This is a genomic window from Candidatus Uabimicrobium helgolandensis, from assembly GCF_041508025.1.
GTDB classification, from domain to species: domain Bacteria; phylum Planctomycetota; class Uabimicrobiia; order Uabimicrobiales; family Uabimicrobiaceae; genus Uabimicrobium; species Uabimicrobium helgolandensis.
Window position 1 is genome coordinate 9008370 of record NZ_CP165719.1, and the last position, 20703, is coordinate 9029072.

15 protein-coding genes are annotated in these 20703 nt (G+C 33.3%); 4 read left to right on the forward strand and 11 right to left on the reverse strand.

Annotated elements, in window-relative coordinates; all coding sequences use genetic code 11:
* Positions 1–21 precede the first annotated feature (21 nt).
* The 5 genes from UABHE_RS33320 to UABHE_RS33340 all read right to left on the reverse strand — a co-directional run bounded on the left by UABHE_RS33320 (position 22) and on the right by UABHE_RS33340 (position 6574).
* On the reverse strand, positions 22–3381 hold the full coding sequence (locus tag UABHE_RS33320; RefSeq protein ID WP_372367803.1) for a WD40 repeat domain-containing serine/threonine protein kinase: 3360 nt from the start codon (positions 3379–3381) through the stop codon (positions 22–24).
* Positions 3382–3618: 237 nt separating this feature from the next.
* Positions 3619–4320 (reverse strand): histidine phosphatase family protein, encoded by a 702-nt coding sequence (locus UABHE_RS33325; RefSeq protein WP_372367804.1) that lies wholly within the window; start codon positions 4318–4320, stop codon positions 3619–3621.
* A 134-nt stretch (positions 4321–4454) separates the two neighbouring features.
* A complete protein-coding gene (locus UABHE_RS33330; RefSeq protein ID WP_372367805.1) occupies positions 4455–5102 on the reverse strand; it encodes a hypothetical protein in 648 nt (215 codons plus the stop codon).
* Between the two features lie 32 nt (positions 5103–5134).
* Positions 5135–5554, reverse strand: a complete 420-nt coding sequence (locus UABHE_RS33335; protein ID WP_372367807.1) for an NUDIX hydrolase — start codon at positions 5552–5554, stop codon at positions 5135–5137.
* Between the two features lie 6 nt (positions 5555–5560).
* The gene (locus UABHE_RS33340) at positions 5561–6574 is read right to left on the reverse strand and encodes a hypothetical protein (protein WP_372367808.1); all 1014 of its coding nucleotides are present in this window, start codon (positions 6572–6574) and stop codon (positions 5561–5563) included.
* A 951-nt stretch (positions 6575–7525) separates the two neighbouring features.
* Here UABHE_RS33340 and UABHE_RS33345 point away from each other — a divergent pair.
* Together UABHE_RS33345 and UABHE_RS33350 are read left to right on the forward strand one after the other, a co-directional pair.
* Positions 7526–9226, forward strand: a complete 1701-nt coding sequence (locus UABHE_RS33345) for a von Willebrand factor type A domain-containing protein (protein ID WP_372367809.1) — start codon at positions 7526–7528, stop codon at positions 9224–9226.
* Between the two features lie 618 nt (positions 9227–9844).
* Positions 9845–11455, forward strand: a complete 1611-nt coding sequence (locus UABHE_RS33350; protein ID WP_372367810.1) for a leucine-rich repeat domain-containing protein — start codon at positions 9845–9847, stop codon at positions 11453–11455.
* Positions 11456–11668: 213 nt separating this feature from the next.
* Here UABHE_RS33350 and UABHE_RS33355 read toward each other — a convergent pair whose 3' ends face one another.
* The 3 genes from UABHE_RS33355 to UABHE_RS33365 form a co-directional block, all read right to left on the reverse strand.
* A complete protein-coding gene (locus tag UABHE_RS33355; protein WP_372367811.1) occupies positions 11669–12268 on the reverse strand; it encodes a DUF4291 domain-containing protein in 600 nt (199 codons plus the stop codon).
* A gap of 327 nt (positions 12269–12595) precedes the next feature.
* Positions 12596–13417, reverse strand: a complete 822-nt coding sequence (locus UABHE_RS33360; RefSeq protein ID WP_372367813.1) for a hypothetical protein — start codon at positions 13415–13417, stop codon at positions 12596–12598.
* A 478-nt stretch (positions 13418–13895) separates the two neighbouring features.
* Entirely contained in the window at positions 13896–14210 is a 315-nt protein-coding gene (locus UABHE_RS33365; protein ID WP_372367815.1) for an antibiotic biosynthesis monooxygenase, read from the reverse strand.
* 429 nt (positions 14211–14639) lie between these two features.
* Between UABHE_RS33365 and UABHE_RS33370 the strand changes: the two genes are divergently transcribed.
* Positions 14640–15110 carry a leucine-rich repeat domain-containing protein gene (locus tag UABHE_RS33370; RefSeq protein WP_372367816.1) on the forward strand — a complete coding sequence of 157 codons (471 nt, stop codon included), beginning with the start codon at positions 14640–14642 and terminating at the stop codon, positions 15108–15110.
* 217 nt (positions 15111–15327) lie between these two features.
* Here the strand turns inward: UABHE_RS33370 and UABHE_RS33375 are convergent, their stop codons facing one another.
* The 3 genes from UABHE_RS33375 to UABHE_RS33385 all read right to left on the reverse strand — a co-directional run bounded on the left by UABHE_RS33375 (position 15328) and on the right by UABHE_RS33385 (position 18343).
* Positions 15328–16068, reverse strand: a complete 741-nt coding sequence (locus tag UABHE_RS33375; protein ID WP_372367817.1) for a response regulator — start codon at positions 16066–16068, stop codon at positions 15328–15330.
* A gap of 719 nt (positions 16069–16787) precedes the next feature.
* Positions 16788–17390 (reverse strand): helix-turn-helix domain-containing protein, encoded by a 603-nt coding sequence (locus tag UABHE_RS33380; RefSeq protein ID WP_372367818.1) that lies wholly within the window; start codon positions 17388–17390, stop codon positions 16788–16790.
* Positions 17391–17806: 416 nt separating this feature from the next.
* Positions 17807–18343 (reverse strand): DUF1697 domain-containing protein, encoded by a 537-nt coding sequence (locus tag UABHE_RS33385; RefSeq protein ID WP_372367820.1) that lies wholly within the window; start codon positions 18341–18343, stop codon positions 17807–17809.
* Positions 18344–18805: 462 nt separating this feature from the next.
* On the opposite strand from UABHE_RS33385, the gene UABHE_RS33390 reads away from it, so the two are divergent.
* On the forward strand, positions 18806–20650 hold the full coding sequence (locus UABHE_RS33390) for a tetratricopeptide repeat protein (protein ID WP_372367821.1): 1845 nt from the start codon (positions 18806–18808) through the stop codon (positions 20648–20650).
* The last annotated feature ends 53 nt before the right edge of the window (positions 20651–20703 follow it).

Genomic DNA, 20703 nt, shown 5'->3' on the forward strand with positions numbered 1-20703 from the left:
TATAAAACTCTAAAAAAATTGTTATTCTATAAAATCTCCATCGTTTACAAGTGTGTCATTCACTAGTAAATCTTCGCCAACTATCATATTAAATAAAATTTCAGTTATTTTTAGCGGCGCTTCTGCAACAGCACTTTCAATAAACCAACCTGGTACTTCTTGGCGTAAATCAAATTTCGAAGGATGTTTTTGCGCCTGGCACGCCAAAGGAAACTGATTAGTCCATATTGGTAGGCCAGAATATTTATACTGAGGAAACGATGGTAGTTGAAAAATTCCCATTTCTCTTTTCGTTGCTATAACTAATTTCCCTGAAGAAGTTACGCGCAAAAATTTCGCTCCTACCCACGACAAACAAAAACTCTGGTAAGGCTCCTTAGTTTTTAAATCCAATAACTGAACAGGATACCCTCCAAGAATGATAGAATCTAGATAAGAGCTATGCACTCCTCCCTCAGCAAACGATACACTGTAGGAAACATTCTCTACAATATCGTGAATATAACCACACCAAGGATTCGAGTATAACAAAGAACTCGAATATAACAAATATTGATTGTCAGGAGTAAATTGTAAATTAGAATCCACTATTTTTCCATGACAATCAAAACTCTGTTTTAGTTTCCAGTTTGCAAAATTCCAAATGTTAATGTGTTGGTTTGCATCTAACAAAGCAAGATATTCTCCATCATTGGAAAACGACAATGCCTCAATTTTAGTCATACGACTATTAAATTTTTTGCTTTGATTTGTGTATATATTATACACCACAACATTATCATCCTTATCTCCAAAAACAAGCAGATTTTTTTGTTGCGGATGAAAGAGTAATTGCAAAGAAAAACCGTGATCTAGTGTCTTAATTAACTTTCTTTTCTCTACATCCCACAGTCTTATTTTGTGATCTTCGCAGCTAGAAGCGACTATTTTTTTACTGTGGTGAATCACTGCGCTATTCGTCAACTGTGAATGAGGAAATGTTGCTATTTTTTTTACGGTATCCATATTCCATAAATTAACATTTTTACCCGATGTCGTTACAAAAAGTGATTCATCCTCACTCACATCTATGCCAAAGTAATTCTCAGGAGGTAATGTTGCAATATGTTTAGGATAAAAAACTCGCCAGCAGGTAAGGATGTGGCAATGAAAAAAAGAACGTGCAAGTAGGTGGCAATCATCCGCAGAAAATTTTAGCGCAAAAACAAAAGGACTACTCTGATACACATGAATGAGTTCATCCATTTCAAAATCCCAAAGTTTTATTTTGCCATCGTGATATCCAATAGCTAATATTTTTTTAGAGTGAGACAACGCTACGCAAATCGGATCAACCTTGGAGTCACTATAAATTTTTTCTTGTTTACCAGTATTTAAATCCCATACTCTCACAGTGTAATCTGTAGCACACGAGATCAATAAATCGTCATTAGGAACGAGTAACAATTGCATCAAGTCATTTGTATGACCAAATAAACGATGAACTACTTTACCCGATTCGCGACTACGCACTACAATTGTAGCACCAACAGTGTAAATAAGAAATTTACCATCATTATTAAAAGTAGCGATGTTTAGACCACGCCAATCTGGCTGTTCTACCTTATAAACTTCAGTCTTCTTTTTTTGAAAAATATTCCATAACTCAATTGTTTTATGGTTAGAAAAAAAAGCCAAGTGTTGTTTATCAGGACTAAAAGCCATGTGCATTTTTCCTGTTATTGCGATTGGAATTTGCAAAATCATTTCATTTTTAGGTAAGTCCCAAACCTCGATTTTGTTGGTAAAAGAAATAGCAAAAAAGCGTTGGTCAGAAGTCATGATAGAATGCTCATTACTTTTCATTCCCATTTTTTTTACTGCAGGATAAGGGGCTAATTGTTCAAGTATTTTCTTTTTGTTAGAAAAATCAACAAGAGGATAATCGGTAATTTTATGTAAAACGCCAGGATCTATGTGATACCAGACAATTGCATGACGTTCCAGTGCTACACGCAGTAAATTCTTACTGTATTCTTTTAGCTTATTGCTAGTTGGAGTTTGTATCTTTTGCACAAACTGCAAAGCAGCGCCACACAATGCACCACAAGTGCGCCACTCAAAGTTCTTATGTGCTTGTTTGGCACGACCAATAGCGATATTTGCCAAACGCATTTGCGCTGTCTCAGTCTCTTTTAAACGCTGTAATGAAAATTGATACAAAGACGAAACATATAATACTAGTGTAGCTGCAATTACGGTTATAGTGATCAAGGTTAACCAGGTAAGTGTTTTATTGCGCCGTAACCATTTCCGCACTTTATGCCATAAACTTGCTGGCTTTGCCAATATTACTTTATTATTTTGAAAACGAACTATATCCTGCGCCAATTCACTAGCGGATGTATAGCGATGTTGTGGATCTTTTTCTAAACATTTTAGGCAAATAGTTTCTATATCTCGATCTAATTGAGATTTGAGTACACTCGGGGCAAAAGGCTCGTGTTCTAAAATATTTACCATCAACTCCAGAGAATTTTTACCAGTAAACGGTAATACCCCTGTGAGTATTTGATAAAAGATTGTCCCCAATGAAAATACATCGCTGCGATATCCTACTTTTGCTAATTTACCTTGAACTTGTTCAGGAGACATATAACTTGGAGTACCAAGAACAGAGCTGTTTGTAATACTTGATTTATCACCAAGATCTTTTGCCAACCCAAAATCAGTAACAACTGGTTCAAAATTTTCTTTTAGAATAATATTAGCCGGTTTCAAATCACGGTGAATGATATTATGTTCATGTGCCACTGATACTGCCAATGCTACCTTGCGTATGATTTCTAAGGACTGCGTAATCTCTAAGCTTCCATTATTGGCAACAAAATCTTCTAGACTACAACCCTTGATGTACTCCATAGAAATATAGGCAATGTTGTTCTCGGAACCTACTTCGTATAAATGGATTATATTCGGGTGACGAAACTTTGCCATGATTTGCGCTTCTTGCTGAAAACGTTTCATAATTTTGTCATTAAGGTTACCAGCAAGCAACATTTTGATAGCAACATCGCGTTTAAGATTAGGATCATAGGCCTTATAAACTTTGCCCATTCCTCCTTCTCCTAGTTTTTCGAGAAGCAAAAATCGCCCAAATTGTTTTTTTTTAATTGATTCATCAACTGTTACAGGTTTTGCATTTGCAAGTAACTCTTCACAAATTTCTTCGATAATATCTTCCGCGACAAGTCCTTGATCAAATAGTTTTTCTAAAAACCACTTAATTTTTTTAGATTCTTCTAAATCGCTTGGACTCTTTTCCCATAGAAGAACAACTAATGGCGAGTAACTACTATTTTGTTTGAGTTTGTTAATAATGTATTCATATTGGTGTGACATAAGCAAAATCACTCCTGCTTTATCATTTTTTATATTCAAGATTAGAACGATCAACTAACAATATCAGCTATAATTTCGCAACTTGTACTAAGTAACTGACAAAATAGTTACCTATTTAGTGCAAGAATTTGGTTTTCTAGCGCAACGCGAGCGCCGCAGCCCATAGCGAGGTAACAAAAAAGCAACAAAGCTAGAAAACCAAAGAACAAAATAAAGTGGGTAAATATTTTCGGTGGGTCACCTAAAAAAATAATCGCTGTTACTTTTTTTACCCAAATTGTGAATAGTCATTGTTTCCTTTCCCCATTGAAATAGCCCCGTGTTATGGTAAAAATGAGAAGGAAACCCCAATAACAATTTAAGCGCTGTAATCGTTACCGCATGAGAAATGACAATAGGCGTATAATCGACATGTTTATTTAACAATTCTGCAAACGAATTCGCGCGTTCCATCACCTCAAAAAAGCCTTCCCCTTGTGGAGAAGCAAAAATATCATGGTGCAAAAACATTTTTTGCGCAATGATATCTGATTCTATCAGCTCTTTCATTGTGCGGTTTTCCCAATTTTGTAGCTCCATTTCACGAAGACGAGCATCTGTTTCTAATTCGTAAACATTATGTCCGTGTTGTTGCAAAACCTGACAAACAATCTCGGCAGTTTGCAATGCTCGTCGCTGCGGACTGCAAAAAACTCTGAACAGTTGTGCCTTGCTGGTTGCCGCCATTTTTTCAATTGCCAAAGCAATTTCATGTCGCGAATTTTCGGTAATAGACTCATCAAAACTAGATATTTTCTTTGTTATATTTGCTTGAGTTTCCCCATGACGAAAAATATAAATAGGTGTAGCTATGTACTGCGGTTTTACAAATACATAAAGATAATCGTCGCGGATTTGATATCCTAACGACTTGAGTTTTTGGTAGAGTTGTTTCTCCATAACAAATTCCTACTAAATCAGGGTAAACAAATTTCTTGCAAAATCCCTAGCTACAATTTTAGATTTTTTAGATTAAGGCTCACCCTAAATTAAAGCCGTGAGCCTAACAAAGAGAGATTTTCTTCGCAAAGCAACTATTCCACAAAAATAGTTGCCTTAACTCTTTCTTGGCGATTCCATTTTTTACCAGGTACAGCTAAAGATTTTTGCTCACTACGACGTGCTTTCCGATAAAAATAAGGAGAAACAACGGTGTAATCATTTCCTACTTTATTCTCGGCATCCAGGCTGAATATATATGTTGCTTTATCCTGAGAGCTAGAAATATCGCAGTTTGCGCGCAAAAAAATGATGTCCGTACACCACGGCAAAAGCTTAGAAATAAGTGGAAACTCGCGGTCTTTTTTATAGCAGTTCCATACCAAGCTAGAAAAATAGATATCAACATACGTTTTGTGCAACAGCTCGTAAAAAAAATCGTAAAATTGAGCTCCTTCATCTTCTGATAAAGACCACAAATGACATTCATCCAGTACCACAACTTCTATACTCTTGTCCATAATTCTCTGTAAAACCTCAGATAAATCTTGCGGGTCATGCATTTCTACAGGGTAGGTAGTTGCTATCTTATGCAGTTCCCTTTCACTATTGCGTTTATTTATTTTAGGTTCTATCGCAATTACAGACTTATCATTGGCAACTGCTCGAGAAGCGAGTTCATTGAGTTTTTGCGTTTTCCCTCCCCACATCGGAGCGAGAATTCCAATACAATCACACTGCATACCTTGTTCCTCGATATTTACAAAAATGACATTTAAAAATATTCGGCAACAAACCGCGTAACAAATTGCTGCAGTTCTTTGTTGTAAGAAAGAGCTTCGTGTAGGTTTTCTACTTCTAACCAACACATTCCTCTATGGTAATCGGCATCGTCTACCTGTGATCTTTCGTTACCGATCAACTGTGCTACGTAAAAATGTGTACAACAAGGAAATTGTTGCCCATCCCATTCTAAAGAATAGTCTACAATTTGTTCTGTTTCCGTTTTTACACCTACCTTAAAACCTGTTTCTTCTAAAGTCTCACGAATTGCACAGTCTACAGGAGATTCATTGGGATCTAGTTTACCACCAGGTAAAAAAAAGAATAATTTCTCCGTTTTTGGTTCTTTTCCGTAAAATCCTAAAATTTTGTTGTCGCGAATGCAAACGACAGAGGCTCTTTTCACTGTCATAAAATATTACTCCATGTTATAAAGAACTTCTTTAATAGTGTGAATAATCGCTTTGCGCTTTTGAATAATTTCTTCAATTCTTTCGTTTGAAAGATCTTCATCGTATTTTTTTACCACATTATCAGATACAAAATGAAAATAACTAAATTCAACACCTGCAGCTTGTGCAAATTTTGCCATTTGCCCCAACTCTGAATCAACAAAATGGTACTGCGAATGGCGCGCCAACCACTCTTTAGTTTCCATCACAACACCTGGACAGTTGCAATGCTGGCCGTGAATTAAATTGGGAAGTTCAACATTTTCAAAAACATTTTTCCAAGTCACAATCTCATCTTCCATAGAGCTCATATTACCAGTGGTAACATATTCATTAGGAACGATCTCCGGTTGAATTGCTCCCAATTTACCTACATAAATAATTCTCTTAAAACCTTTTTTGGCTAAATGATAGACAAATCTTCCTCCTGCATCCGACCAATAACTATAATGACAACCAACATATGTCACACTATGATTTTTCAACTGGTCAGTCGCCCAAAGATAAGGAGATCCATCAGTCCACTGATTGTCAGTAAATTTATCTAGGGCAAAACCAACAATTGCCACGTCTGACACCGGAATATCATTAAAATTTGAATTTTCAATTGTCTGCGAACAAAATTCCTCAGAAGGTAAATCGTATTCTACCAGAACATCGCGTTTATTGATATTCATATATGTTTGAATAAGACTGGCGTAGTGCCGCACATAATCTCTTCCCGGATAACAATACACTGTAACATTTCCCTGCTCATCAATGTTAGCGGTAGGACGGTGAAAATTGAACATTTTATTGTTCTTTTCGCAATCTGCAATCACACTATTTTCTCTATCATATTTTCCCATAACTAAAATTTTGGAAGGATTTTCTTTGGTAATCAATTGATGCATTTTAATTTCCAAATACTGAAACAGGGAATCTCCCATCGAATGTAGATCAGGAGAGTCAATTCCAAAGGCCTTGTATCTATATTTCATTGTTTTTCCTTTTTTTTCCTTTTTACTAAGTGACCCGCTAAAAGTATTTACCCATTACCATTTTGTTCTTTTATTTACTAGCTTTGTTGCTCCTTAGTTGTGCAGCTACGGCTGCGCGCCCTCGTCGCGCCGCGCTAGAAAATAAAAGCTCTGCATTCAACGGGTAACTATTTTTGTCAGGTCACTTAAAATATATTAAATTGTTGTATCCCTAAGTGGTTTGATACACCAGTATGTAATATACATAAGCAACTAACGGGCCGTTTAGGAAAAATATAGTAGAAGAAAGTACTTAAGTTATTGAAAAGAAATGACAAAGGAATTTTTACTTATTCAATAGTTTTAAATTTACGTGGTTTTTAAGCGAAAAACGCGTATACTAAACACATTTAATAAGCGATATCCACGTAGCGACACCAAACGATGATTTAGGTTGCGCTTAGGCTTGTTTTATTTTTGTGAGGTGAGAAACGGTAGTGAAGATTGATTCACATGCTATTAAGATAGATTTACGCGATAGAATAATATGCTAGACAAGCTGTAATCTAAAACCTAAAACCTGCTCGCTCAAATGAATGAAAGGTATTTTCAAATAAACGCTTTTCAAAATCACATAAGCAAACATATTAATAAAATGTTGTTAGTTTTACAATCACTTGGCAACAATCGTAGGACTTTTTAATATGTGGATTCGTTTTGTCAATTCAAGTTACCAGTAGATTCTTGTAGTGGGCAAGTGGTTATTGGATGATAGGCATTTGTGTACATAAGGTAGACTACCTTTATATAAAAATGACCTAAATATTACTAGGTGATGACATTTTGATGACATTAATCTGCTACAATTTTTTTTTGTAAAAGGCTTGGAATATGCAAGCAATCATGACAATCGTAGTCGCTATCACAGGTATCCGCTTATTTTTTGCACTCGTATATATGGAGGATCGCACAATGAATTTAACTCAAAAACTATGGTTGTGTGGATTAACGTTTTTTATTATTGTTGGTTGTTCAACGACAAGGAACAATCAGATAGTTTCTGATGATGAGGCTCTTGATAGTAATCACAAAAAAAGTACCTATCAAGATATTAATGCTGCTGCTGGTTTTTTCTTTGAAGAAGATGTTGATCTTCGTCCTCGAATAGAAAACATTGACGAACAGAGTCTAGGGCAACGACTCTTTGATGACGGTCTTGAAGGTCATGAAATGCTGGAAACTCCTCCAAATAATGAGGAATATAGTAAGGTTCAAGAGAACTCTTACCAAGATTCTCAACAAAAGCCACTTTCCACCTTTTCAGTTGATGTTGATACCGCATCATATAGTAATGTACGCCGTTATTTGTCAGGAAATCAATTACCACCAAAAGATGCTGTGCGTACAGAAGAACTGATTAATTATTTTTCTTACGATTATCCTGTTCCCCAAGATGGTATACCTTTTTCGCGGACGATGGAAGTTGCTGAATGCCCATGGAATTCTAATAATTGGATTGTTCAAGTTGGTATCCAAGGATTTAAAGTTCGGCAACAAGAAATGCCTCCTTCTAATCTTGTTTTTCTTCTTGATGTTTCTGGGTCAATGAGTAGCGCCAAAAAACTTCCACTGCTAAAAACGGCGATGGGTTTACTAACGGATCAACTGCGCCCTGAAGATACTATTTCTATTGTTGTATATGCTGGATCAGCAGGACTCGTTTTGCCACCTACTTCTGGGCGGAATAAAGATATAATTTTGCGAGCAATGAGTAATTTACAAGCGGGTGGATCTACGAATGGTGGTCAAGGAATTGAGTTGGCTTATCAAATTGCAGCGGATAATTTCATTCCTAACGGTGTGAATCGCGTTATACTGGCAACAGACGGTGATTTTAATGTTGGTGTATCGAGTCAAAATGCTTTGTGGGGACTTATTGAAAGCAAGAAACAAAGTAATATCTTTCTTACTGTTCTTGGTATGGGTATGGGAAATTTAAAAGATGGAATGATGGAACAGTTAGCCAATAAGGGGAATGGTACTTATCACTATATTGATACTCTTGCAGAGGCGCGCAAGGTTTTAATACACGAGTTAGGTAGTACATTGTTTACAATTGCAAAAGATGTTAAGATACAAGTAGAATTTAATCCTACATATGTAGGAAATTATCGTTTACTTGGTTATGAGAATCGTTTGTTGGCTGCTAAAGATTTTAATGATGATAGTAAAGATGCTGGAGAAATAGGCGCTGGGCATACCGTAACTGCTTTTTATGAAATTGTTCCTCGAAATGCACAATTTCGACCGTTGGTAGATCCATTAAAATATCGAAAGCAAAAAGTTGCTGTGCCAAAATATAGTTATAACGATGAAATTTTGACCCTTAAAATTCGTTACAAGTCTCCTAGCAGTGATACAAGTAAACTTCTTACCAGTGTATTGAAAACACCTGTAAAAAGCATCAATGAAACATCTACTAGCTTTCGTTTTGCTACGGCTGTTGCAGCTTTCGGTATGATTTTACGTGATTCACAATATAAAAATAATGCTTCAATGGAGTTAGTCCGTAGTCTTGCAATGAGCGCTTTGGGACAAGATTACTATGGTTATAGACGAGAATTTGTTGATTTGACTAATATTGCGGATACTTTAATTAAGATGGGCCGTTAGTTTCTTTGCCTAACATTAAAGTTGTAAATTCTATTGATTATCCAATCAACAAAATCTTTATTTGTGTACAGAAGTTTGTCTTCGTGATTAAGGTCTGTCCCTCTTTTAAAAGATCTGCCCCTCTTTTAAAAAAGATCATTTTGCCGGTCTACTCTTTTTTTACTTGCGCTTTTTGAATTTTTTAACTTTGCTATGTGCCACTGTGCACATTTAGTAATACTAAAATTGCCACGAGATTCTTTTGGCATTTCTTTTTCTACAAACCTCTTGATTACAAAACAAGATTCTTACCAGTCGAGTTCACGAGCGAAATAAAATTAATGCCCTGGCACAAGTCTGGCGCTGAATAATTTTGATTAGATGCTAAGCCGTCTATGTTGACAGCATCCAATCTAACAGAATGTCTAAAAAAATTGGCTATACAGCCAATTTTCTTAGACATTCTGTTACGAGGATTAAAGACATTTGCGATGCACAATTGAGGCACCCGATTTTTGCAAATCTGCTGTATTAACATAAGAAGTAAGAGGTTGACAGACTGAGTAATTGGTATAATAAACAAGCAGGTGTTGGACTGGGTAACTGGTAATATTCTAATGGCATCCCAAGGATATTCTAATGGAAAAGAAATCTAAATCGTTAAAAACAATAGAAAATAATACCTCCTATTATGGCTGTGCTTTTTTCTTAAGAGAAGATAAGAAATACAAAATAGATGGGTGTGTTTTTGAAAACTGTAGCTTTCGAACAGGTGTTACTTTTAATAGAATAGAGAAATCTAAATTCATCAATTGCAATTTTTCGAATAAATTTTGCCTTGATTTGAGTTATGCAAAAATAGCAGAATTGCCAAAAGAGATATTTCAACTTACTTCTCTCACGCACCTAGATTTACAGAATGTTGGGATAAAAGATTTTCCAAAAGAAATAAAAAAACTCACTTCTCTTACGCACTTAGATTTGACAAGAAATTTCGAGAGAAAAGAGTTTCCCAAAGAGATACTTCAACTCACTTCTCTTACTCACTTAAATTTAACAAATGTCCAGATAAAAGAACTCCCAAAAGAGATAGAACGACTTTCTTCTCTTACTCACTTAAATTTAAGTGGGACAAAAATAACAGAGTTACTCAAAGAAATAGGTCAAATTTCTTCTCTTATTCATTTGTATTTGAGTAGAACAGAAATAACAAAGTTACCTAAAAAAATAGACCAACTTTCTTCTCTTACTCATTTAGATCTATCTCGGACAAAAATAAAAAAACTGCCAAAAGAAACATTTCAACTTACTTCTCTTACTTACTTAAATTTAAGTGGGACAGAAATAACAGAGTTACCCAAAGAAATAACGCAACTTTCTTCTCTTGTTCGTTTAGATTTATCCTGGACAAAAATAAAAAAATTACCAAAAGAAATAGGTCAACTTTCCTCTCTTGCTGACTTAAATTTAAGCGGGACAGAAATATCAGAATTACCCAAAGAAATAGAGCCACTTTCTTCTCTTATTCGTTTAGATTTATCTCGGACAAAAATAAAAGAAGTAACACAAGGTATAATCCAGCTTTCTTGTCTTACTCACTTAAATTTAAATAATACAGAGATAACAGAATTACCAAGAGAAATAGGCCAACTTTCATTTCTTACTCATCTATACTTGAGCTATACAAAAATAACAGAGCTACCAAAAGAAATAGGCCAAATTTCATCTCTTACTCATCTTAATTTAAGTAAGACAAAAATAACAGAGTTACCCAAAGAAATAACGCAACTTTCTTTTCTTGTTTACTTAGATTTAAGTGAGACGAAAATAAAAAAACTCTCAAAAGAAATAGAGCAACTCTCTTCTCTCAAAATAATAATGAGAAATATGATACCATTTGATATATCAAACTTGCATCCAGACTTTATTAGAGCAATGAACAATCTGCAGTACAATCCAAACGCAGAACGTTATTATGAGATATTTTCGGGTGGTTTAGTATGGGCAGATGAGAGACCAAATTCTCCAAAAGAGTTCTTTAACCTAGAGAAAGGTGGATCTATAAATCGATACTTACTAGCATATAGATCTTCACTAATTCGTGGAACACCAATGAAAAAATTTCAACATATTTGGGACGATTTGCATAAAATGTATCCACATTGGTTAATTTTTCGTAGCGAAAGATCTAGTACTGAACATTTGCAATTTTTATTAGAGTTACAAGAATCTGTAATGAGAGATCTGTAAAAAATATTTTCATCTACTAGTTTAGGAAAGAGGTTAACGCTCACTACCATAACTCTTTATTACAGCAGCTTAAGGTAGTTTGGAATCTTCTCCTGTAAGCTGATTCCGAGGGGCCTTCCCTCATCTTTTATACAGCACTTTTATCATATTTCAATATGATAAAGTTCATGGCACACCGAGTCTGACACTTTCTCAACTTTACACTTTCTCAACTTACACCTCATCGATTTGTAATCTTTGTCGTATCTTAGTATCAGTAACGTTATAAATAGTCTCTAAGGGAACCTCTGGAAGTTTTTCTGTTCTTGCGGATTTCTTTGTTCTAAATACTTTCTTGATTTCATGGGCAAGAGAAGTTACATCTTCTAAACTCATTATATACTTATTGACATAGTCGTGTATAACATCACCACTAATTCCTAATTGAATAGCACGCCTACGTAATTTATTTAGGTGTAAATCGCGATCTGGGTCCCATTGGTAGCGTACTGACGTGCTTTTGAGTTGGTCGCGCCATTGCCGTTTATTTACAAAAAGATTTTCTGAATAAGATGAGACAGCGGCACAACTTAGTATTTTTAGAAAACCTTCATGGCAAATCTTGATTTTCAGTATCGCCTCTTGGCGAGATTTTGTAGCGTATCGAGATCGGTATAGCATCCAACCAAAGGAAGGCTTAATCCAGGTCATGCGCTCTAAACTAAAGCCTTCACCAAATGTACCTTTTTCTAAGGCTGCATCTACAATTTTTCTTTTGAATGCTTGATAAACATATATACCGTCTTTATCGTAATTTGCATATATTTGCCGCAATTTATTATCCTCGATGACGAAAGTCTTATATTCGGAGTTTTGTAACTTGTGTCTTTAGAAATCGATGTCAGGTTGAGTAATTCATGGAAGTTTTACTTGCGAATATATAACGCAACCAATAACTAAAACATCAACGGTCGCCAAAAAGTACTGTAACTACTACTACCAAAAAATATGCAAAAAATACTCTCATTGTCTTAGACATTTCCTTTCCTCGAATAGCTAAAGATCTATCAATTTCAACTGCACTAAATTGAAATTTCGATAAATGTGAGTAAAATTTTTAAACGAAATTCTACTTTAATCTCGATGCGCATAACAAATATCTTATTTTACAATAATTTCTCCGACAAAACTTTGGGCTAGATAGACTTTGTACTTCCCAGGAAGAAGTGTAATTTCTTGGGTTGTTTTTAATTCTCCTGTTAGATGATCGCTAATATGTTCTCTTGTATATTGTATTGTGGAAATACTTATATCTACTTCCTCTTCACCAATTGTTATCTTTAAATTTTCCCATTTATACCATCGTGTATCGATTATTTTTTTGATTGTGATATTGGTTTTTCTGCTTACTTTGAGGGGTAATTTCTCTGCCAGTTTTTTACTGTCAATGATAACATTTGCGCGTTTTTCATCTGCTCCGTATGCCCAGTCTTTTTCTAGTGTTGTTTTTTTGGTTGAAGGATGTGCGAAGTCAACTTGTAATGTTATTGTTGTGCCTTGAGCATTAACGCTGTCTTCGAGAAATATAGCTAAGATTTTTTGCCCTGCTGAACTTGGTGGTTTTTGCCAAGCGCTTCTATAGTTACTTGAATTTTTTCCTGAAATTTGTTTCCAAAAAGTTAAAGTTACTTTTTGTTTTAGGTTTAGTTTTGTTGTGTTTTTTTGTACAGATAAAACTGTGCAGTGGGCTAGTATTTTTTGTTGTTTTGTTTTTATATGAGGTCCGCTATCATCGTAAAGTAAATAACCGCTTTCACGTATTTCTTTGGTTGTTTCTATAGAATCTATGGATAAATCGAGTGCTAAAGTGGCAGCCTTTATTTGCTCCCTAATACTTTTTTCAGAAAGAAACTCTGTATAAGACATCCCTGCAAACATAAATGTTGTAGATACAAACAAACAAATCATTAAATAAATTTTCATTGTTGTCTCCTTTTCAGACTCGGTAACCAATTAAACAGATACATGTTTCGCTATTGTCGAAAATTACTCGAAATTTAAAAACTTAATGTTGATATGCACTAACTAACTTTTTAGAGTTTTATTAAGGCATTTTAGTTCCATTAAATTTATTTAGAGCGATAAATCTTGACTTAGAATTCGATTTTGCAATTTGGAAGCCAAGATTTTATTTCTTGTTGGTGTTTTTTGCTTTTGGTTTCCGTATAAACTTAGTGTTCTAAGAGAAGAAAGCTGGATTATCTCTTTTGGTAGTGTTCTCAATTGATTAAAAGTTAAGTCTAGTTCCTTCTATTTTCACAAAAGTTGGTCAAGCTGAATGAGGTAACGTTAGAAGTCGAATATATAGCAGCGAGAAAAGTTAAAGCAGTTTTGCTATATCTCGTTGCTATAGTATAAATGGGCTTTAATTTTCGAAAAAAATCTTTCGACAAATACCAAATTAATTGATAGAAAAAAGAGTATCAAAACCTTCAAATTTAGGATGAGATACATAAGTTCCTTTTGGCATTTTTGCGTTTTTGTGTGTGTTCTTGAAATGTTCAGACTTGGTCCAATTTTCGAAATCGGTTTTGGTTTTCCATGTTGTATATGATGAGTATAAGCGAACATTTTCTTCGTTAAGGTCTCCTCTGAGTAGGTGAAACTGGAGAAAACCAGGGACTTTTTCTAGATGAGAATCTCTTTCTCTCCATAATTTTTCAAAATCAGCAGAAGATTCTTCTCGTACTTGGAAACGGTTCATCGCGACGTACATATATCTATCCTTTCTTATACTATTTATTGGTTCACTTGTAAAAAACTTTGAATGTCATTTCGTCCTCTATATTACCAATATTTATCTATTTGTCATGCGTTTTTATTTTCAAATCAGCCTTTTACATTTGGGAAATGCACCCAAATAAGTTACGCCTTGGTATTTGGTTTAGAGTCTTTCATAAAAGAATTTTTAGACGTACCTTAGCACGATCTATCCAAGAAGATTTGGTGATTTCGAGTTGCGAATATTTATAATACATAGATTTTTATGGAGATATTAAGTGAAGAAAGTCAAATTAGAAAAACTAAGTAGTATAGAAGATAGCACAAATACTATGGTTGTGCTTTTTATTTAGAGGAAGAGGTATCTCTTAAGGATGTTTGATTTTATGACTGTAGTTTTCGGACAGATGAGATGTTCTTTTTCATGGGGGATTTTGAATTTGTAAATAGTTCATTTTCAGCTAAAGTGGTTGGGGGTTTTCCTCAATTACCAAAAGAAATAGGACAACTGCACAATCTTATCGAGTTAAATTTGAATGGAACTCAATTGGTCGAGTTACCAAAAGAAATAGGACAACTACAAAATCTTACTCACCTTGATTTGACTGATAATGAGTTCGAAGAATTTCCAAAAGAAATATGGCAATTGCAAAATCTTACTGAGTTAAATTTAAATGCAATGGAATTCGAAGAATTACCAAAAGAAATATCGCAACTGCAAAATCTTACTCATCTTTATTTGAGTGGTAATGGGCTAAAAGATTTGCCAAAAGAAATAGGCCAATTACAAACTCTTATTTACCTTGATTTGACTGATAATCAATTCGAAAAAGAAAAAAGAGATGATATAAAAAAATGGCTGCCAAATTGCGAGATACATTTTTATTATAACTGAATGGCATTCAAGACTGACACCATCATGTAAAGTACAATTTTTGTTGTTGGCAAAGTATACCACGCTGAAGAACGTGTTCTAAAAAAGTTTATTTTTTCTAAGTGTACAACAATGTTAGATGTTCTTGGTAGATTGCTGTTTGTTTATTCGTTTCTTATTGTTTTTATTATTGTTCATCTTTGTTAAATAGATTTGTTTTCTATAGCTAGTTTTATTATTAGCTTATTGTTTGTAGTACATCTGTAGGATACAATTCTATACTTTTTTCTGCTGCGGTTGATAAAAATTGGAATTCTCCCTTATCAATATACAAAACGAAAGACAAAAGTTCCTCGATAGATTCTAGTTCTAGAGTAGATGAATAATTTGTTATTCGTCCTTTTTCAAAGCTAAATGTATATTTTTGACCCTTACTTTTTAGTTTAAAAATTCCTGAAACTTCTGTTGATTCAAAAAAACTAAGCAACGATGCTGCTGGTATTTCGCATAATTCCCCTGAAAAAATTATTTTTTCTTCTGGCTTGTCAATACATTCTGTAACGCGATTGTTAGTTTCTTTAGATTGAGAAATCGCTTTTTCTACACGGTAAATGAGTTCTTCTGATGGAAAAGGTTTATTAATAATATCATCGGTGCCAATGCTGCATATTTTTTTACGTATATCTAATGAGTCAGATTCTGTCATTATTATTGTTGGGATAAAAATATAATTTTCATCTGCTCGAATTTTTTCGATTACTTCCCAGCCACTCATTCTTGGCAAAGTAACATTAAGTAAAATTAAATCGATCTCTATTTTTTGTTTCAAAGCTGTAATAAGTTCTTCACCTGAATTATAAGACTTTGTATTTTCATATCCTTCTTGCCACAATATGTTTTCAATAAAATTGCAAAGAAACTCATCATTGTCGACAATAATAATCTTTTTCTCATTATTTTTTTTTGTTTGTTTATTCATTATGTAGTCTTTCATAGCATAGTTGTTTGTTTTCTACGCAATTAGGAGAGCGTAGAATGTTAATTTAATGAAACGATATCGAATTTCTCAGTAAACACTTAAATCAAAAAATGGTGGCCAGAATAAAACTAGAATTTTTCCAAATAAAGAAATTTCAAAGAATCGATTATACTTTTTATAGTTTTTGATTTAATCAAGGATCAGGATCTTGATTAATATCATGATTAATTATAATATTTTTATTATTAAGATGAAAGAGGTTTTTTGAAAAACTTATATTACTGACTAAAATTAATGAGGATAGTAAACAAAACAACGGTATTCTAAAATTGCTAGAAACAATAGAAATTTACGCTTGATATTATGATTGTGTTTTTTCTTAAAAAACAATGAAGTGTATTATAAAATAGAGGAGTGTTTGTTTGAAAACTGTCGTTTTTGAACAGGTGTTACTTTTAGAAATAGAAAAGAGTTGTTTTATTAACTGATTCTCCAAGAGCCTTTGCTATGCACAGTTGCAATAGCTAATTGTTTAGGGACGTCTCTTTTAACTAGTTCTGCACGCCTGCGTTTTGGCGTTTTCCATTGCTACCATAACGCATCTTATTTATCTTCCGACTATGAATCAAGTCCTCTAAAAAGATAACTTGTTTCGTATCCCAAAATATCCAGTTCATCCTGTTGTATAATTCGATAGTTATTGGATTTACTTTAGAATATTATTTACTCACTACAAGTGAAGTCTGTCTTTGTTGGTAGGTTTTTAATAACGTTTGTACTTTTTTCTTAAAGATTGTTGCTTTTAATGGAATTTCGAAAAAATCATTAAACCCGTAGCGCCTTAAACTTCTTTGTTCGGAGCTTGAAAAAGCGTTAGACATAGCAACAATTATTAAGTTTCGGCTATTAACTGTTTTGCGAATGGAATCACAAAAATTTTTATTATCTATTTCAGAAAGTGATAAATCAATAAAAATAATGTCTGGTATTTGTTGCATTGCAGTCATACCAGCAGCAAAAACATCATTTACTACACTGAAATTGTAAAGATCATTTTTTCTGACAGCGTTTATGAATTTTTCGCTGTAATTTTTTTCATTACAGATAATGAGTATATTTGTTATATATTCTTCATCATCGATAGGAAATCCGTAGGATCTCATAAATTGATAAATAGCTTCTCGTGGAATTCTTATTTTGCCTGAACCAGGCATTTTAAAATGTTTTATTCTACTTTCTCGCACCCATTTGTGAATAGTTGGGATAGATACATCACAAAGTTTTGCTACTTCACCAGTAGTTAAAGATTTTTTCTTATTCATTCTAGAACTTTCATTAATGAGTTTATAAAACACTAGAGTATAAATCAAAAACCGTATAAATTATAAAATTTCGTAGCTGATAAACAAAATCGATTTTAACAAACCGATGTATTGTATAGTGCTTTTGTAATAACTTCTACCTATGTTTTACGGTTTTCCTAATTGATGCACTCCCTAATCAAGGATTAGTACCCTGTTTAATATTATAATTAATTATAATATTTTTATTATAAAGATAAAAGAGGTTTTTTGAAAAACTTTTTGAAGATAAAGATTGTCTTGTTTGTGTAGGGTGTATCAACATTTAGATATATATGCGTTTTAATTCACAACGATTATAATACTAAAGTTTGAAAGTTATTTGCTATGTTGAGATTTTAGAGTAACTTGTAGCGAGTTTTGCGTTATAAATTTTTTTAATGTGTATTTTCGATGATGTCAGAAATTTTACAAATGGTTCGCCAATTTCGTGCAGTAGCAGAAACACCAAGCAACTTTGTAACATTGGTTGCTAATTTTGAACGACCAATGCCATCAGGAGCGTACAGGTAAAAGGCATTATCACAGAGAAGAAACTGTTCACTTTCTTTCTTTATTTTATCAAGTTCAAAAAGCTTAGACACATCAGGCTTTTCAAATAAAAAATAAATATGATTTTTTTGATCTTGTTCGTTTAAAAAGGGATTCTTAGAAATAATTTTTTCAAATTGATTTACAGTTAAAATTAGAACGTGCGGTGAAAAACCGTGTTTTTCCAAAATAATAGCGGAAATTTCTTGAGATAGTGTAGGCGAAATTTCTTCAAAGGAAGAAAACACGACGTTACCGCTTTGGATATATGTTTTAATATTGTGGAGTCCAAAATTTTTGAGATAGGAAATTAAATCCTTCATTTTTAAAGAATTTTTCCCACCAACGTTAATTGATCGGAAAAGAGCGATATATGTTTTCATGCGTTTTCCTAAAATAAAGTAGAACACTATCTTTACGAATAGCAGTAGTTGTGGAGCTCATTTTATTCTTATTTGATGTTAATGTTATGCAAAATTTAGCTTGCGATATATACTCATGTAGAGCAATTGAAATAATAATCACTATGATAGTATACAAAGTTTTGAAGATATAATTATCAAGAACAAAGTAAAGCTATTTTAATCTAGAATGCCCAGATTTACAAAAAGATATTGAATCAAATACCTAAGGTAGAGATCCTGTGAATCCTTATATGGATGGAAATGAATAATTTTATTTTCAAACAAGAAAAGAACAAAAAAGTAGTGATGAAAATACAAAAAAAAATACAGTATTTATCTTTTTAGAAATTTGATACTATTGAACATTAGCTTCGTTGCTTTTCATTACGGAGCATAGTTATAGTCAAATAAAACAACAGCATTTCTTTAATGTGAACCTCTATGCAACTACTAAATGAAAAATATAAATTCGTCAAGGTCCTTGGACAAGGAGGAATGGGTAGAGTTTTTTTATGTTGCGATATCAATAGTAATGATTTTGTTGCGATAAAAGAATGTTTTGATCAAAATTCTCAAAAAAACCTCAGACGGATAAAACGAGAATATTATTTTATGAAAAAAATAGTTCATCCTCATGTGGTTAAGGGTTTGGAATTTTTTTGTATTGGCAATCGATCATTTATTGTAATGGAGTATTTACAAGGAATTACGCTAAATGATTTTATTAAAACAAAGTCACAGAGTATATCACTAGATAAACAAATAGAGATTGCAAAGCAAATTTGTGAAGCCGTTATAGAATTAAACAAAAATGGCATTATTCATCGAGATTTAAAACCGTCGAATATTATCTTGTGTGGTGAGAATTATCATCCTAAAATATTGGATTTAGGCATTGCTAAATGTGTAAATAAAGAACTCACAGATTTAACAAAAACAGGTGCTGTCGTAGGAACTCCTGGCTATATAAGTCCAGAACAAGTAAAAGGCAAAGTGAAAAAGAATACTGATGTATTTAGTCTTGGCATTATTTTTTATCAATTTTTTTCCTGGCAAAAACGCTCTCCTTTCTCTACAGGAAGTAATGTTACAACAATGGATCGCGTTGTTCATCAAAATCTTCCTCCTCTCGCAACTACCATAAAAATAAAAGATAAGCGTTCTTTACATTTATCTAACTTGTTAGAAAATGCATTGCAAAAAAGTAGCGTTCTGAGGTACTCTTCTGTAGAAAAAATGTTATATGAATTTAAAAAAATAGATCAAAATATTACTTTGATTTATCTCGAGAAATTTTTTGTCTTTCTTAAAAAATACAAATCAATTACTCTTATTATCACATCTATACTTTTTTCTATTATCTTGTTTTATTCTTTTCCAAAACGTTTAGCAAAAACAGAAGATAACATTACTATACTTATGAACAAAATCATTATGTTATCAGCATCGGGAAATTATAATCAAATTATTCAACATGCAGACAAAATTATTGCTCAAAACAATACCTTTACGAAAGCATACTTTCACAAAGGTATTGCGTATGCAAAATTTAAAAAATATGATTTAGCAGAAAAAAATTTTACCAAAGCAATAAAATTAGGTTCCCTTTCAGCCATGACCTATAACAATAGAGGATTAACTTACCTTGATCGAAAAATGTATAATTTGGCGATACTTGATTTTACCAAAGCAATTGAAATAAAAGATCGTTCTTACAATGCATACTACAATCGTGGCCAAGCATACTTTCGCCAAAAAAAATATAAACAAGCAGAGAAAGATTACAACGTTGCACTCAAAATATCTCCTAAATATGCAGATGCTTATTTTGCAAAAGGAATGTTGTATGCACAGCAAAAAAAGTTACATATGGCCCTGAAGAATTACACACAAACTATCAAGCACAATTCCAAACATGGCCTTGCTTATGAAGGTAGAGCGATTATACACGCCCAACAAAAGAAATATAAATTAGCTCTCGAAGATTTTAATCGTGCGATAAAGTATAATTCAAGATCAGCAAGTCTCTACACAAACAGAGGTTTCTTTCATCATTCTCAGGGAAAATTTGAGTTGGCCAAAATAGATTACGATAAAGCTATAGAGTTGAATCCTAAATACGCAATGGCTTTTTACAATCGAGGTTACCTAGCTTTTAAAATGAAAAAATTTGACCTGGCGATATCAAACTGGAGAAAAGCAATAGTTTTAGGTATAAAGACAATAAAATTGAGAAACGATCTGGAAAAAGCAAAAAAATTAGCCAGAATGCCTTATAAGAAATAAGTTTCCATGTGTTTGTGGTCCGTTTGACAAAGGTATTTGAATGAAAAACATAA